This is a genomic window from Micromonospora sp. NPDC020750 (genome assembly GCF_044334565.1).
Lineage (GTDB): Bacteria > Actinomycetota > Actinomycetes > Mycobacteriales > Micromonosporaceae > Micromonospora.
Window position 1 is genome coordinate 217454 of the sequence record NZ_JBIRTH010000011.1, and the last position, 14605, is coordinate 232058.

Consider the following 14605-nt stretch of genomic DNA (forward strand, 5'->3'; position numbering starts at 1 on the left):
CGGAGTCGACCGGCGGCCGGTCAGTCGGCCGTCAGCCTCGTCTTCTGCACCTTGCCCAGGGCGTTGCGGGGCAGCGCGTCGACGAACCGCACCTCGCGGGGGCGCTTGTGCGCGGACAGTTGGCGGGCCACGAAGTCGATCAGCTCGGGCCCGTCCACCCCGTCACCCACCACGTACGCCGTGACCTGCTGGCCCAGGTCCGGGTGCGGGGTGCCGACCACGGCGGCCTCCCGGACGCCGGGGTGCGCCAGCAGGGCGTCCTCCACCTCGCCCGCGCCGATCCGGTAGCCGCCGCTCTTGATCAGGTCGGTGGCGGCCCGGCCGACGATCCGGTGCCAGCCGTCCGGGTCGACGGTGGCCACGTCCCCGGTGCGGAACCAGCCGTCCGGGGTGCGGGTCGCCGCGTCGGCGTCCGGCCGGTTGAGGTACCCGTCGAAGAGGGTGGGCCCGCACACCTGGAGCTCGCCCATCGCCGCGCCGTCGGCGGGCAGCGCCGCGCCGTGCTCGTCGACCACCCGGGTACGCACGCCGGGCAGCGGCACGCCGACCGTTCCCGGCCGGCGGGGCCCGTCGGCGCGGGCGCTGACCGTGATCAGCGTTTCGGTCATCCCGTACCGCTCGACCACCCGGTGGCCGGTGAGCGTGGCGAGGTCGGCGAAGACCGCCGCCGGCAGGGCCGCGCTGCCCGAGACGAGCAGCCGCGCCGGGCGCAACGCCCGCGCCGCGTCGGGGTCGGCGGCGATCCGGGACCACACGGTGGGCACGCCGAAGTAGACGGAGCCGGCCGCCGCCGCGTACCGGTCGGGGCGGGGGCGGCCGACGTGGTGCAGCCGGCTGCCCAGCCTCAGCGGGCCGAGCACGCCGAGCACGAGCCCGTGCACGTGGAACAGCGGCAGGCCGTGCACCAGCAGGTCGTCCGGGGTCCAGGACCAGGCGTCGGCGAGGCCGTCCAGGCAGGCGGCGACCGCCCTCCGGGAGATCACCGCGCCCTTCGGGGCCCCGGTCGTGCCGCTGGTGTAGAGGATCAGCGCGGTGCCGGCGGGGTCCGGCTCCGGGTGGACGGTGTCCGACCCACGGGTCAGGTCGACCGGGACCACCGGCGGGCCGGCGCCGCCGACCGGCTGCGGGCCGTCCGCCGGGACGAGCAGCGTCGCCGCGCCCGAGTCGCGCAGGATGTGCTCGCGCTCCATCGGCCCGGCGTCCGGCGGCACCGGTACGACCGCCGCGCCGGCGGTCAACGCGCCCACCACCGCGACCACCGTCTCCAGGGTGGCGGTGGCCTCGACGGCCACCCGGTCGACGCCGCGCAGCTCGTCGGCGACCGCCGCGGCCCCGCGGCGCAGCTCGACCCAGGACACCGCCCGGTCGTCGACCCGGACCGCGCCCGGGCGCTCGTCGTCGGACTCTGCCAACCAACGCAGCAACGTCATGCCCTGCGCCCCTCTCCAGCGGCTCGGATCCGGCGCCGCCCGGCGCGCCGGGAGTCGACGCCACGCCGGACCGTCGCCGGCCCGCCGGCCCGGCCGGATCGCCGGTAGGGTTCGCGTGGGCGTCGGCGGGGTGCGCGTCGTCGCCGGAGGCCCGGCACGGCGGGTCCCGGGACGAACCGACCGTAGTCGGGGCGCCCCCGGCCCGGCCACCCCTACCGGCCGCCGCCGGCCGTGTCGTCGACGTCCCTCAGGAGGTGCCGCCGGTGACCGGTGAGGCGGGAGGCCGGCGGGACGCGTCCGGCCCGGTCCGGGCGGTCGTGTTCGACCTCGACGGCGTGCTGGTGGACAGCCTGGCCGTGGCCCGGGAGGCGTTCGCCCTCGCGTACGCCGAGGTGGTCGGCGACGGGGTGGCGCCGGTCGAGGAGTACTGCCGGCACCCGGGCCGGTACCTGCCCGAGGTGCTGGAGCTGCTGGGTCTGCCGGCGGCGATGGCCGGCCCGTTCGTCCGGGAGAGCAGCCGGCTGGCGCACCGGGTGACGCCGGTCGACGGGGTGGTCGAGCTGCTGGGCGTCCTGCGTGGGCGAGGGCTGGGCCTGGCTGTGGCCACCGGCCGCAGCGGGAAGCGGGCCCGGGACCTGCTCGGTGGGCTCGGCATGCTGCCGCTGGTCGACCACGTCGTCGGCGCGGACGAGGTGCCCCGGCCGAAGCCGGCCCCGGACATCGTGCGGCGGGCGCTGGAGCTCCTCGGGGTGCGCCCCGGCGAGGCGGTGCTGCTCGGCGACGCGCCCGCCGACCTGGTCAGCGCCCGGGCCGCAGGGGTGGTGGCGGTCGCCGCGTTGTGGGGTGAGTCGGACCGGGAGGTCCTGCTCGCCGCAGGCCCCGACGCCGTGTTGGCCCGCCCGGCGGATCTGCTGCCGCTCTGCCCGCCACCCGGTCCCGGGTCGCCCACCGCCCGGCCCGACCCGGCGACAGGCACGCGCGGTGACCGGCGGGCACCCCTGTCGGGCCGGTCGGCCCCGGATGACACCCCGGTTCGTCAGCCGATGGGTTGATTCGTGATTCAGATCCCCGGATGATGTCCGGCGTCGGTCGCCGCCGCGCGGACCGATTCCGCGTACCGCAACACGCCGCGATCCCAGAGGGTCCCGCCCTCCCGACGGCAACCCGCACGTGACGGAGGACGACGCCAATGCCGGTCATCGAGGTGGAGCACCTGCACAAGCGGTACGGGGAGAAGGTGGCCGTCGACGACGTGTCCTTCACCGTCGAGCAGGGCGAGATCTTCGGCGTGCTCGGGCCGAACGGGGCGGGCAAGACGACCACCGTCGAATGTGTGCAGGGGCTGCGCCGCGCCGACGGCGGCTCCGTGCGGGTGCTCGGACTGGATCCGATCCGGGACCGCACCGAGGTGCGCCAGCGCGTCGGCGCCCAGTTGCAGGAGAGCCAGCTCCCCGACAAGCTGCGGGTCCGCGAGGCGCTGGATCTCTACCGCTCCTTCTACCGCCAGAAGGCCGACATCGACGAGCTACTCGCCGACCTGGGCCTGGCCGAACAGCGCAACACCGCCTTCCACAAGCTCTCCGGTGGGCAGAAGCAGCGGCTCTCGGTGGCCCTGGCGCTGGTCGGGCGCCCCGAGGTGGCCATCCTCGACGAGCTGACCACCGGCCTGGACCCGCAGGGCCGGCGGGACACCTGGGACCTGGTCGAGCGGATCCGCGACCGGGGCGTCACCGTCGTGCTGGTCACCCACTTCATGGAGGAGGCGGAGCGGCTCTGCGACCGGCTGGCCATCATCGACACCGGCCGCATCGTCGCCATCGACACCCCCTCCGGCCTGCTCACCCGCGTCGGCACCGAGCACCGGGTGCACTTCCGCCCGCTCGACGGGCTGGACGACTCGTTGCTCGCCGCCCTGCCCGAGGTGACCGGGGTCAGCCGCAGCGGCGACGAGGTGACCGTGACCGGCCCGGAGGAGGTGCTCCAGTCGGTGCTCGCGGCGCTGACGGAGCACAAGGTCCGGTACGCCGCCCTCCGGGTCGAGCAGCCCACCCTGGACGACGCCTTCGTCTCGCTCACCGGTCGCCGCGCCGGCCGGGCCGCCGCCCCCCAGAAGCCGACCGACAAGAGGCCCTCGTGAACGCCCTGACCAAGCTCATCGCCGTCGAGATGAAGCTGTTCGTACGCGAACCGGTGTCGCTGTTCTTCGTCTTCGTGCTGCCGATCGGCCTGATGCTCGTCTTCGGGCTGCCCCAGCGGGGATCGTCCACCCAGGGCACCGGGCAGCACGGCGAGCTGACCTTCCTGCCGGCGCTGGCCCTGGCCCTCACCATCGGCATGCTGGCGCTGTTCACCCTGCCGATGGCGCTGGGCGTCTACCGCGAGCGGCGGGTGCTGCGCCGGCTCGCCACCACCCCGGTCCACCCGGCAATGCTGCTGGTAGCGCAGGTCGTGGTGAACCTGGTGATGGGGGTGGCCGGCGCGGTGGTCACCGCGATCGGCGTACGGTTCCTGCTCGACCAATCGTCCCCGGCGAACATGCCCGGCTTCGTGCTGGCCTTCCTGCTCGGCGTGGCGTGCCTGTTCGCCATCGGCCTGCTCATCGCGGCGCTCGCGCCGTCGGCCCGGGCGGCGCAGTCCATCGGTCCGGCGCTGTTCTTCCCGCTGCTCTTCCTCGCCGGTGCCTGGCTGCCCCGCGACCAGATGCCGACGGTGCTGGCCCGCATCGCCGACTACTCGCCGCTGGGGGCCACGGTGGACACTCTCGCCGCCTCGTGGGCCGGTGACAGCCCGGCGCTGTCGCAGCTCCTCGTCCTGGCGGCCACCGCGGTGCTCGGATCCGTGCTGGCCACCCGCTTCTTCCGCTGGGAGTGACGAGCGTCCGGCGGGCTGCCGGAAGCGAAGCGAGGGCCCTTCCCGCCCGGGTGGCGGGGAGGGCCCGTCCCGTCTGCGCCGATCCGAATGCCGTTCGCCCTAGGGGTTGTTAAGGGTGTTCGGGTATTGTGACCTGAATTACATTCAACCTGAACGAGGCCGGTCACCGGGGCGCGGGAGGGCGTTCTCCCGCCACCCGTTCCGTGTCCGCGGAACGGGGTGTCGCCCCCGCCGGTGACCCGCGCCGCACCGACGACTCACGCGTCCGGGGCGGAGCGACAAGCGACGGAGGTCGTGCGATGACAGATTCTTCCGATTCCGCCACCGTTGTCAGGGCAGCGGACCGGATCGTCAACGATGACGACCGGAGCGCCTGGTCGGCGCGGGTGCCGATCGGCGGGGACGCCGCCAGCATCATCGACGTGGTGTTGGAGGGCGGCCCGACCAATCTCCCCGCCGAGCAGCGCAGCCACCGGATCTCCCCGGCGGAGGACAAGATCAAGGTAAGCCACTACGGCGGGTACGAGCACTTCGAGCGGGACACCGTCAGGGTCGCCGACGAGCTGCCCGTGGTCTTCCGCTGGACCGGCCGCACCAGGATCGCCGAGTAGTCGAAGGCAGCGCCGGGCGGTCGTCGGCGCCACGCGCACCGGTGGCGCCGGCGGCGGCCGGGCGGGGTCCGGCCGCCGCCGCCCCGACCGGGCCCCGGCTCAGGCCCGGTCGGGGGAGAGCCGGTGGGTGAGCGCGGTGTGCCGCCGGCCGGTGCCCGCGGTACGCACCGCGATGGCGAGTGCCTTGCGCGACCCGGCCAGCACCACCAGCTTCCGGGCCCGGGTGACCGCGGTGTAGAGCAGATTCCGTTGCAGCATCGTGTACGCGCTCATGGTCACCGGCACCACCACCGCGGGATACTCGCTGCCCTGCGACCGGTGCACCGTGATGGCGTACGCGTGCTGCAACTCGTCGAGCTCGTGGAACTCGTATCCCACGTCCTCGTCCTCGTCGGTGCGCACGGTCAGCGTCTGGTCGTCCAGGTCCAGGGCGGTGACCACCCCCACCGTGCCGTTGAACACCCCGGCGGCGCCCTTGTCGTAGTTGTTGCGGACCTGGATCACCTTGTCGCCGATCCGGAACACCCGGCCGCCGTGGCGCCGCTCCGGGGCGCCGTCGCGGTGCGGGGCGATCGCCTGCTGCAACAGGGTGTTCAGGTTGCCGGCGCCGGCCGGGCCGCGCAGCATCGGGGTGAGCACCTGCACGTCGCGGGGGCGCAGGCCGAACCGGCCCGGGATCCGCCGGGCCACGATGTCGACCACCTGCTCGGCGGTGACCTCCGGTTCGTCGCTGGGGAACAGGAAGAAGTCGGGGTGCTCACCGAACACCGGGGACTGGCCGGCGTTGATCCGGTGCGCGTTGGCAACCACCCCGGACTCCTGCGCCTGCCGGAAGATGCGGGTGAGGCGGACCCGGGGCACGGTGTCGGCGGCCAGCACGTCGCGCAGCACCTCGCCGGCGCCGACCGAGGGCAACTGGTCGACGTCGCCGACGAGCAGCAGGTGCGCGCCGGGCGGGACCGCCTTGACCAGCTTGTTGGCGAGGATCAGGTCGAGCATGGACGCCTCGTCGACCACCATCAGGTCGGCGTCGATCGGGTTGTCCCGGTCGAAGGTGGCGTCCCCGCCGGGGCGGAGCTGGAGCAGCCGGTGCACGGTGGTGGCCGGGTGGCCGGTCAGCTCGGTGAGCCGCTTCGCCGCCCGGCCGGTGGGCGCGGCCAGCACGATCTTCGCCTTCTTCGCCGCGGCCAGCTCGATGATCGACCGCACGGTGAACGACTTGCCGCAGCCGGGACCGCCGGTCAGCACGGCCACCCGGGAGGTCAGCGCCAGCCGTACCGCCTGCTCCTGTTCCGTCGCCAGTTCAGCCCCCGTGCGGGCCCGCAGCCAGGCCAGCGCCCTGGGCCAGTCCACGTCGGCGAAGGCCGGCATCCGGCCCACCGGGTCGCGTAGCAGCCGGACCAGGCTCGCCGCGAGGGCCGACTCGGCCCGGTGGAAGGGCACCAGGTAGACCGCCGGGATGACGGCGCCCTCGTTGCTGCGGTTCGGCACCGCCTCGCGGACCACGCCGTCCTCGGTGGCCACCAGGTCGGCCAGGCCGGCGGCGACCAGCTCCGCCGGCACCTCCAGGATCGCGGCGGCGTCGGCGACCAGGTTCGGCTCGGGCAGGTAGCAGTGCCCGCCGTCGGCGGCCTCGGAGAGGGTGTAACGGATGCCGGCGCGCACCCGCTGAGGGCTGTCGTGCGGGATGCCCACGGCCTTGGCGATGCTGTCGGCCGTCCGGAACCCGATGCCCCACACGTCGGCGGCCAGCCGGTACGGGTCGTCGCGCACCACCGCGATCGACGAGTCGCCGTACTGCTTGAAGATGCGCACGGCGTGCGAGGTGGAGACGCCGACGCCCTGGAGGAAGATCATCACCTCTTTGATGGCCTTCTGCTCCTGCCACGCCGCGCCGATCGCCGCGGTGCGCTTCCTGCCGAGGCCGTGCACCTCGACCAGCCGGCCGGGTTCCTCCTCGATGACCCGCAGGGTGTCCACGCCGAAGGCGGCCACGATCCGGGCCGCCATCTTCGGGCCGATCCCCTTGATCAGCCCCGAGCCCAGGTAGCGCTCGATGCCCTGCACCGTCGCGGGCAGCACGGTGGTGCAGTGCTGCACCTCGAACTGCCGCCCGTAGCGCGGGTGCGAACCCCACCGGCCGACCAGCCGCAGCCGCTCCCCGGGCTGCGCGCCGGGCAGCGGGCCGACGACGGTGAGCAAATCGTCGCCGGAGCGGTCGGTGGCGACCCGGGCGATGGTGTACCCGGTCTCCTCGTTGGTGTAGGTGACGCGTTCCAGCACCGCCTCGAGCACGCTGCCCCGCACCGGGGCGGCCGCGGTGTCGGCGGTCGGCGCGGACGGGTTGGCGGACATCGTGACGATGATGGCAGACCTCCCGTCCGGGGCGCCGTGGCGGCCCGGGGGCGGTCACCCCGTATCCGGTGAGCGGCGAGGTGGGGCGGACCGCCCCGGGAAGGCACCTGACGTTGTTCCGCGAGTCCTGGCCCTCGCCGCCGGTGGCGCTCGCCGCGACCGGCGACCCGGACGCGGCTACGCTGGCTGGGATCAGACCGGCCAGCGGGCGCCGCCCGCACGTCGCCGGTCCGGGCGACCGCCCGGGGCGACGGGAGGACCGATGGACGCTGACCACGGGGGTCGTACCGCCGCCCCGGTGGATCCCACCCGGAAGGCCCGGCTCGCGTCCCGGCTCGGCGGGACGGTGGCCGCCCGCTGGTTCGAGGCGCTCTACGAGACCCCGCTGCTGTTCGCCGCCATCCTCGACGACGCCGGCCGGGTGCTCGACGCCAACCAGCCCGTCGTCGAGGGCTGCGGCCTGGAGCGCGCCGAGGTGCTGGGCCGGCCGTTCTGGGCGTGCGGCTGGTGGACCCCGGACCCGGAGCTGAGCGCCCGGCTGCGCGGCTGGTGCGAAGCCGTGCTCCGCACCGGCGAGCCGTTGCGGACGCGGAGTCACTTCTTCCTCGGCGACGGCACCCGGCGCCTGGTCGACCTGGTGCTCTTCCGGGTCGGCGACGACGACGGGGCCGGCTACCTCATGGCGACGGGCCTGGACGTCACCGACGCGCTGGCCGCCCAGCGGGAGCGCGAGCACCGGGTCGACGTGCAGGCGGACGCCCTGCACCAGGTGGCCGTGGCCCGGCAGCGGGCGATCGAGACGGTGCGGCGCGCCGAGTGGCGCGCCGAGGAGCGGCTGCGTCGGCTGGTCGTGGTGGCCCTGGAACTGCTCGGCGCGGAGACGGTGGCGGACCTCACCACCATTGTCGTGGACCATGCCGTGCCGGTGCTCGGGGCCGACGGCGGCGCGCTGGTCGTCCGGCAGGGGACCGACCGGCTGCGCGTCGTGGTCGGCGAACGACTCGGGCGGCAGGTGCGGGCCGGCGGCGACCTGCCGTACGACAGCCCGCTGCCGGCCGCCCACACCGCCCGCACCGGGGAACTCCTGCTGCTGCCCGACCGGGCGGCCGGGCTGGCGTTCACCCCCCAGATGGCCGAGGTCTACCGGACCACGGAGCGCGACGCCTGGGCGTTCCTGCCGCTGCGCGTCGGCGCCGGGCTGCTCGGCACGCTGGCGGTCTCCTGGCGGGACGAGCGGGAGTTCGCCTCCGACGAGATCGCCGTGCTGGAGGCGTTCGCGGCGCAGACCGCCCAGGCGCTGGACCGCATCCAGCACCTGCGGGCCCGCCGGGAGAGCGCCCTGGCCGCGCAGCGGCTCTCCGAGGCGTTGCAGTACAGCCTGCTCACCCAACCGCCGACCGCGGCGCTGCTCGACATCGCGGTGCGCTACCAGCCGGCAGCGCACGAGGCGAAGGTCGGCGGCGACTGGTACGACGCCTTCGAGACCGCCGACGGGGCGACCGTGCTGGTCGTCGGCGACGTCACCGGGCACGACCGGGAGGCGGTCGCCGCGATGGGCCAGATCCGCAACCTGCTGCGGGGCCTCGGCTACGACAGCGGCGACGGCCCGGCGGTGCTGCTCGGCCGCCTCGACCGGGCGATGCGCGGCCTGCGGGTCGGCGCGCTGGCCACGGCGGTGCTGGGCCGGGTGGAGCACGACCCGGAAGACCCGCCCGGAATGCGCCGGCTGCGCTGGTCCAACGCCGGCCACCCACCGCCGTTGCTGCGCGGGCCCGACGGGTCGGTCCGGGTGCTCGCCGCCCATGACCTGCTGCTCGGCGTCGACCCGGACGCGAACCGCCGCGAGCTGGTCGTCGAGCTGGCCGAGGGCAGCACCCTGGTGCTGTACACCGACGGGCTGGTCGAGCGGCGCGACGGCGTGCTCGACGACGGGATCGAGGTGCTGGCCCGCCGGCTCGCCGAGATCGGCGACCGCCCCGCCGAGGAGGTCTGTGACCTGCTGCTCCGGGTTGCCCCGCCCAACCACGAGGACGACATCGCACTGCTGGTGATGGGCCTGCGGCCGACCGCGCCGGTCAGGGCAGCGGCCGGCAGACGCCCCGGGCGTGGTCGGTGATCGCCGCGCCGACCACGGTCGCCTCCAGCGGCAGCACCTCCAGGCAGCGCCGCACCGCGGCGGACAGCAGGGCGTTGGGTACCCGCATGGACAGTGTGCAGTGCGGCACCCAGCGCCCCGGCCGGTAGTGTTCGACCAGTCCGACGCCGGCGGCGGCGAGCCGGTCGTGCACGAGCGCGTGGTGGGCCAGCAGCTCGGCGTTGGGGGCCGGCCCGAGCCACAGCACCCGCCCGACGAACTGCCCGGCGTGCTGGAACGTCAGCCGCAGCGGCGCCGCCACCACCGTGCCGACGAGGGCCGCGGCGACCTGCTCCGGGTCCAGCCGCGGGGCCACCGCCAGCGACACGTGCGGCCGGTGCCGCTGCTCCAGCAGGGAACGCATGCTCTGCACCCCCTCGGACTCCAGCGCGTCCCACAGCACCCGGATGCGCCGGGTGGCGTCGGTGTCCAGATACAGCTCCAGTGCCGCGACCACGCCGATCACCCTAGGGCCCGAGGTTTGCCGGCCCGCTGACGCGGTACTGCTTCGGGAAAGTCCAGTGTCGAGGAGGACCGGGTGGACGTGAGTGATGTGCTGTCCGAGGCATACGGCCGGCTGCCCGGGCTGGTCCGCGGCGCCGTCGACGGCCTGTCGTCGGAGCAACTGCGCCGGGCGCCGGCGACCGGCGCGAACCCGGTGGGCTGGCTGGTGTGGCACCTGACCCGGATCCAGGACCACCACGTCGCCGACCTGCTCGACGCGGAGCAGGTGTGGGTCACCGGGGGCTGGGCGGGCCGGTTCGGGCTGCCCGCCGACCCGGACGACGTCGGCTTCGGGCACACCCCGGAGCAGGTCGCCACCGTCCGGCCGGAGAACGCCCAGGCGCTGCTCGACTACTTCGACGCGGTCGCCCAGCGGACCCGGGGGCTCCTCGCCGGGCTGCGGCCGGCGGACCTGGACCGGGTGGTCGACGAGGCGTGGGACCCGCCGGTGACCCTCGGGGTCCGGCTGGTCAGCGTCATCGAGGACGACCTGCAGCACGTCGGTCAGGCCGCGTACGTGCGCGGCCTGCTCGGGGCGGACTGACCGGGCGGGGCCGTGCGTCGTGCGCGACCCCGCCGCCGGTCACGGCACGATGACGGCGCGGCCCTCCAGGGACCCGTCCCGCATCTGCCGGTACGCGTCGACCGCGTCGTCCAGCCCGAACGTGGTGACCTTCGGCTTGATCAGCCCGCGCGCGCCGAGGTTGAGCACCTCGATCAGCTCGGGCCGGCTGCCCCAGTACGTGCTCTGGATGCTGACCTCGTAGGGCACGGAGAAGAACGAGACCGACAGCGTGCCGCCGCCGATGCCGACGATGGTGAGGTCCCCGACGGTGCGGGCGGCGGCCGCGCCGAGCGCCAACGTGGCATCCGCGCCGACGAAGTCCAGGACCACGTCCGCGCCCCGGCCGCCCGGGGTGGCCTTCCTGATCTCCTCGGCGGTCCGGTCGCCGGAGCGCAGCGTCAGGTCGGCCCCGTACTCCTCGGCGAGCTTCAGCGCGTCGGCGCGGGTGTCCACCGCGATCACCCGGGCCGCCGTGGTGGCCTTGAGGATCTGCACGCCGACGTGCCCGAGACCACCGACGCCGATCACCACGGCGGTGCTGTCCGGCGGCAGCTTGTGCCACGATCGCCGGATGGCGTGGTACGGGGTGAGACCGGCGTCGGTCAGCGGCGCCGCCTCCACCGGGTCGAGGCCATCGGGCAGCGGCACGATGTGCCGGGCGTCCGGGACCAGCTCGTACTCGGCCATGCCGCCGTCCAGGCCGAGCCCGCCGCCCCCGCCCGGCACGGGCGCCCCGGCCGGGTTCTCGCAGTACGGGTCCACGCCGACCCGGCAGCGGGCGCAGGTGCCGCAGCCCCACGGGCCGTAGACGGCCACCGGCTGGCCGACCTCCAGGCCGGTCACCCCGGCGCCGAGGGCGTGCACCCAGCCCGCGTTCTCGTGGCCGAGGGTGAACGGCGGGTTCCAGGGGACCGCTCCGGCCTCGAAATCGTGCATCAGGTGCAGGTCGGAGTGGCAGGCGCCGGCGCCGCCGATCTTCACCACCACCTGGCCCGGGCCCGGCGTGGGTTCGGGCACCTCGACCAGTTCGGGTTCGGACTTCCACCTCGGCAACCGCAGCGCGCGCATCCGTGCCTCCCGTTTCTCCGCGTCGGGCATCTCCCCGGTGACCTGCCCTTTCAGCGCCCGAACAAACGGGCGGCGGCCACGAGAGCCGCCGCCCGTCCGGCCGGGTCGGCAACCTTACAGTCCGCCGCCTCGCCTCCCCTTCGGTGCGAGACTCCGCCTCAGGCAACGTCGGTGAAGGAGAAGCCATGTCAGACCCGAACGCGCAGACCAGAGGCTCCGACGAGCGGTTCGACCGGGTCGGCGAGACCCTCTCGGAGGCGGTGACGCGGGCGGCGTCCGTGCTGGAGGAGGAGCTGGCCGGGGGCGTCGACAGCGCCCGGCGGCTCACCGAGCGGCTCACCGCGGACCGCCGGGTCGACCCGGCGGCGTTCGACGAGGTCGTGGGGCGGGTCCGTAAGGACACCCACGCCCTGATCGACATGGTGGTCGGCCAGCTTCCCACCCCGGCCTCCGGCGACGACCTCACCCGCCGGTACGCGGCGGACGCCCACGACGCGCTGGACAGCCTCCTCGACCTCGCCCGACTCACCCCCGAGTTCGCCAACGGGCTGCTCGACCGGGTCTCCGCCAGCACCCGCCGGGCCGAGGGAGACCCGGTGGCCGCCCCCGGCGCCGAGCCGGGCGCGCCCACCGACGGCCGCTGAGCCGGTGACCGCCACCGTGACCGACGGCCCGGTCGACACGCTGCTCGCGCGCTACCGGGCCCGCACCATGGCCACCCTGCTGGCCGAACTGCCCACCGGCGGCCCCCGGTATCTGTACGACCTGGTGGCCGACTACCCCGGCCGGTCGGGCAAGGGGCTGCGGGCGGCGCTGTGCGTGGCGACCTGCCGCGCGTTCGGCGGCACCGACGACGACACCGTGGTGAACGTCGCCGCCACCGTCGAGCTGTTCCACAACGCCTTCCTCATCCACGACGACATCCAGGACGGCAGCGAGCAGCGTCGGGGCGCCCCCACCCTGTCGGCCCGCTACGGGGTTCCGGTGGCGCTGAACGTCGGCAACATGACGAACCTGCTCGCCCTGGAGCGACTGCTGGCCAACCGGGACATCCTCGGCTCCGGCACGACCTGGGAACTGGTCGAGCAGACCCGGTTGATGCTGCGCCACTCCCTGGAGGGGCAGGCCATCGAGGTCGGCTGGATCCGGGACAACGCCTGCGACCTCACCGCGGACGACTACTACCGGATGTGCCTGAAGAAGACCTCCTGGTACACGTGCGTGTATCCGTGCCGCACCGGCATCCTGGCCATCGGCGACGGCCGGCCCGGGATGGACCGGCTGGACCGGTACGGCTGGTTCCTCGGCGCGGCCTTCCAGATCCAGGACGACGTGCTCAACCTCGTCGGTGACTACGCCCGATACGGCAAGGAGATCTCCGGCGACCTGTGGGAGGGCAAGCGGACGCTGATCCTGATCGACTTCCTCGACCGGTGCACCCCGGCCGAGCGGGAGCGGACGGTGCGCTTCCTCGGTGCCGCCCGCTCCGCCCGGACCGCCGTGGAGGTGCGCTGGCTGCACCGCCGGCTGCTCGCGTACGACAGCGTGGTGGCGGCCCAGGGACAGGCCCGGGACCTGGCCGACGCCGCGCGCACAGAGGCCGCGGCGGCGCTGGGCGAGCGGGCCGACTCCGAGGACGGCCGATTCCTGCTCGCCCTCGCCGACTACGTCGTCGACCGGTCCCGGTGAGCCCGGGGTCAGCCGGCGCGACGGGCGCCGCTCCGGTTGCCGATCCGCCCGGGGCGGGGTCCACTGATCCACATGGGCGAGATCAGAGTGGGCACGTCGTCATGGGCCGACCGGATGCTGCTGGGCTCCGGCTGGTACCCCCGCTCGGTCAACACCCCCGCCGGCCGCCTCCGCCACTACGCCGAGCGGTTCGGGCTGGTCGAGGTGGACACGTCCTACTACGCGGTGCCGGTGCCGGAGACCACCGCAGGCTGGGTGGCCGCCACCCCGCCCGGGTTCACCTTTGACGTCAAGGCGTTCAGCCTCTTCACCGGCCACCCCACCCCGGTCGCGGCGCTGCCCCGGGACCTGCGACCGGCCGGCGGCCCGTCCCGGATCCGTTGGCGGGACCTGCCCGCCGGGGCGTACGACGAGCTGTGGAGCCGGTTCCGTGCGGCGCTGGAGCCGATCGCGGCGGCCGACCGGCTCGGCGCGGTGCTGCTCCAGTTCCCGCCATGGCTGGCCCGCAGTGCCGCGGCCGAGCGGCGGATCGTCGCCACGGCCGAGCGGCTGCGGCCGTGGCGGGTGAGCGTGGAGCTGCGGCACGGCTCGTGGTTCACCGAGGACGCCGTCCTGCGCACGCTCGCCCTGCTGCGCGAGCACGACCTCTCCTACGTCTGCGTGGACATGCCGCAGGGGTTCGTCTCGTCGGTGCCGCCGTTCCTGGTCGCCACCGCCGCACCGGCCGTGGTCCGCTTCCACGGCCACAGCGCCGCCTGGGCCGGCGGCGACAAACAGGACAAGTACCGGTACGCCTACGGCGAGCGCGAGCTGCGGAACTGGTCGCGGCTGCTGGTCGAGCTGGCCGATACCAGCGACGAGCTGCACGTCCTGTTCAACAACTGCTGTGGCGACCAGGCCCAGCGCGACGCGGCCCGCCTGGTGGAGGTCCTGGCGGAGGCGGGCGTGCCGGCCGGTGGGACGCCGGTCAGCCGCGCCGGTTGATCCCCTCCGGGTGCATCCCGGTCGCCTCCTCGAGCGCGTTGTCCGGCAGGTCCCCGCCGGCGCTGTCGTTCGGGAACGCGCGCCGCGACGGCGCCGGGTCGGGCGGCGCCCCCGGACCCGCCTCGGCGACCGGTCTGTCCTCGACGTTGCCGAACCCGTGCCGCCCTGCGGGCGGGGTGGGCTCGGCGGGCGCGCCGGCCCGTCGGTCGCCGAGGCTTCCCTGCGGCACGGCGGTCTCCTCGCTGCCCTCGTCCATCGGGGAGTCCTCGCCGGCACCCCACGGCGGACCGGCGTCGAACCCGTCGCTGGTGCCGAAGGGGGCGGCGGACCCCGGTCCGCGTTCGTCCCCGTCGGTCGTCGATCCGTCCCTGCTCGTCATGGCCCACCTCGCTGG

The 14605-nt window shown here is 74.8% G+C and carries 14 protein-coding genes; 9 read left to right on the forward strand and 5 right to left on the reverse strand.

The annotated features are described in order from the left end of the window. Positions 1–20 precede the first annotated feature (20 nt). Positions 21–1430 carry an acyl-CoA synthetase gene (locus ACH4T9_RS28130; RefSeq protein ID WP_396674123.1) on the reverse strand — a complete coding sequence of 470 codons (1410 nt, stop codon included), beginning with the start codon at positions 1428–1430 and terminating at the stop codon, positions 21–23. A 263-nt stretch (positions 1431–1693) separates the two neighbouring features. On the opposite strand from ACH4T9_RS28130, the gene ACH4T9_RS28135 reads away from it, so the two are divergent. The 4 genes from ACH4T9_RS28135 to ACH4T9_RS28150 all read left to right on the forward strand — a co-directional run bounded on the left by ACH4T9_RS28135 (position 1694) and on the right by ACH4T9_RS28150 (position 4912). Further along, entirely contained in the window at positions 1694–2482 is a 789-nt protein-coding gene (locus tag ACH4T9_RS28135; RefSeq protein ID WP_396674122.1) for an HAD-IA family hydrolase, read from the forward strand. 137 nt (positions 2483–2619) lie between these two features. Continuing rightward, positions 2620–3567 (forward strand): ATP-binding cassette domain-containing protein, encoded by a 948-nt coding sequence (locus tag ACH4T9_RS28140; protein ID WP_396674121.1) that lies wholly within the window; start codon positions 2620–2622, stop codon positions 3565–3567. Continuing rightward, positions 3564–4301, forward strand: coding sequence for an ABC transporter permease (locus ACH4T9_RS28145; RefSeq protein ID WP_396674120.1), 738 nt, complete (start codon positions 3564–3566; stop codon positions 4299–4301). The genes ACH4T9_RS28140 and ACH4T9_RS28145 overlap by 4 nt, the downstream gene beginning before the upstream one ends. 299 nt (positions 4302–4600) lie before the next feature. After that, positions 4601–4912 (forward strand): DUF5988 family protein, encoded by a 312-nt coding sequence (locus ACH4T9_RS28150; protein WP_396674119.1) that lies wholly within the window; start codon positions 4601–4603, stop codon positions 4910–4912. Positions 4913–5011: 99 nt separating this feature from the next. Here the strand turns inward: ACH4T9_RS28150 and ACH4T9_RS28155 are convergent, their stop codons facing one another. Then, positions 5012–7267, reverse strand: a complete 2256-nt coding sequence (locus ACH4T9_RS28155) for an ATP-dependent RecD-like DNA helicase (RefSeq protein WP_396674118.1) — start codon at positions 7265–7267, stop codon at positions 5012–5014. Positions 7268–7529: 262 nt separating this feature from the next. Between ACH4T9_RS28155 and ACH4T9_RS28160 the strand changes: the two genes are divergently transcribed. Continuing rightward, positions 7530–9383 carry a SpoIIE family protein phosphatase gene (locus ACH4T9_RS28160; protein ID WP_396674117.1) on the forward strand — a complete coding sequence of 618 codons (1854 nt, stop codon included), beginning with the start codon at positions 7530–7532 and terminating at the stop codon, positions 9381–9383. Here the strand turns inward: ACH4T9_RS28160 and ACH4T9_RS28165 are convergent. Continuing rightward, entirely contained in the window at positions 9343–9858 is a 516-nt protein-coding gene (locus tag ACH4T9_RS28165; RefSeq protein ID WP_396674116.1) for a 2'-5' RNA ligase family protein, read from the reverse strand. The two genes, ACH4T9_RS28160 and ACH4T9_RS28165, sit on opposite strands and share 41 nt — an antisense overlap. Before the next feature lie 81 nt (positions 9859–9939). On the opposite strand from ACH4T9_RS28165, the gene ACH4T9_RS28170 reads away from it, so the two are divergent. Then, positions 9940–10449, forward strand: coding sequence for a DUF664 domain-containing protein (locus ACH4T9_RS28170; protein ID WP_396674115.1), 510 nt, complete (start codon positions 9940–9942; stop codon positions 10447–10449). A 39-nt stretch (positions 10450–10488) separates the two neighbouring features. Here ACH4T9_RS28170 and ACH4T9_RS28175 read toward each other — a convergent pair whose 3' ends face one another. After that, positions 10489–11538 (reverse strand): NAD(P)-dependent alcohol dehydrogenase, encoded by a 1050-nt coding sequence (locus ACH4T9_RS28175; protein ID WP_396674114.1) that lies wholly within the window; start codon positions 11536–11538, stop codon positions 10489–10491. A gap of 185 nt (positions 11539–11723) precedes the next feature. On the opposite strand from ACH4T9_RS28175, the gene ACH4T9_RS28180 reads away from it, so the two are divergent. From ACH4T9_RS28180 to ACH4T9_RS28190, 3 genes are all read left to right on the forward strand, one after another. Beyond that, on the forward strand, positions 11724–12182 hold the full coding sequence (locus tag ACH4T9_RS28180; RefSeq protein ID WP_396674113.1) for a hypothetical protein: 459 nt from the start codon (positions 11724–11726) through the stop codon (positions 12180–12182). Positions 12183–12186: 4 nt separating this feature from the next. Further along, positions 12187–13227, forward strand: a complete 1041-nt coding sequence (locus ACH4T9_RS28185; RefSeq protein WP_396674112.1) for a polyprenyl synthetase family protein — start codon at positions 12187–12189, stop codon at positions 13225–13227. Between the two features lie 72 nt (positions 13228–13299). After that, positions 13300–14211 (forward strand): DUF72 domain-containing protein, encoded by a 912-nt coding sequence (locus tag ACH4T9_RS28190; RefSeq protein ID WP_396674111.1) that lies wholly within the window; start codon positions 13300–13302, stop codon positions 14209–14211. On the opposite strand, the gene ACH4T9_RS28195 is transcribed toward ACH4T9_RS28190, so the two are convergent. Continuing rightward, positions 14195–14590, reverse strand: a complete 396-nt coding sequence (locus ACH4T9_RS28195) for a hypothetical protein (RefSeq protein WP_396674110.1) — start codon at positions 14588–14590, stop codon at positions 14195–14197. The genes ACH4T9_RS28190 and ACH4T9_RS28195 overlap by 17 nt on opposite strands. Between the last annotated feature and the right edge of the window lie 15 nt (positions 14591–14605).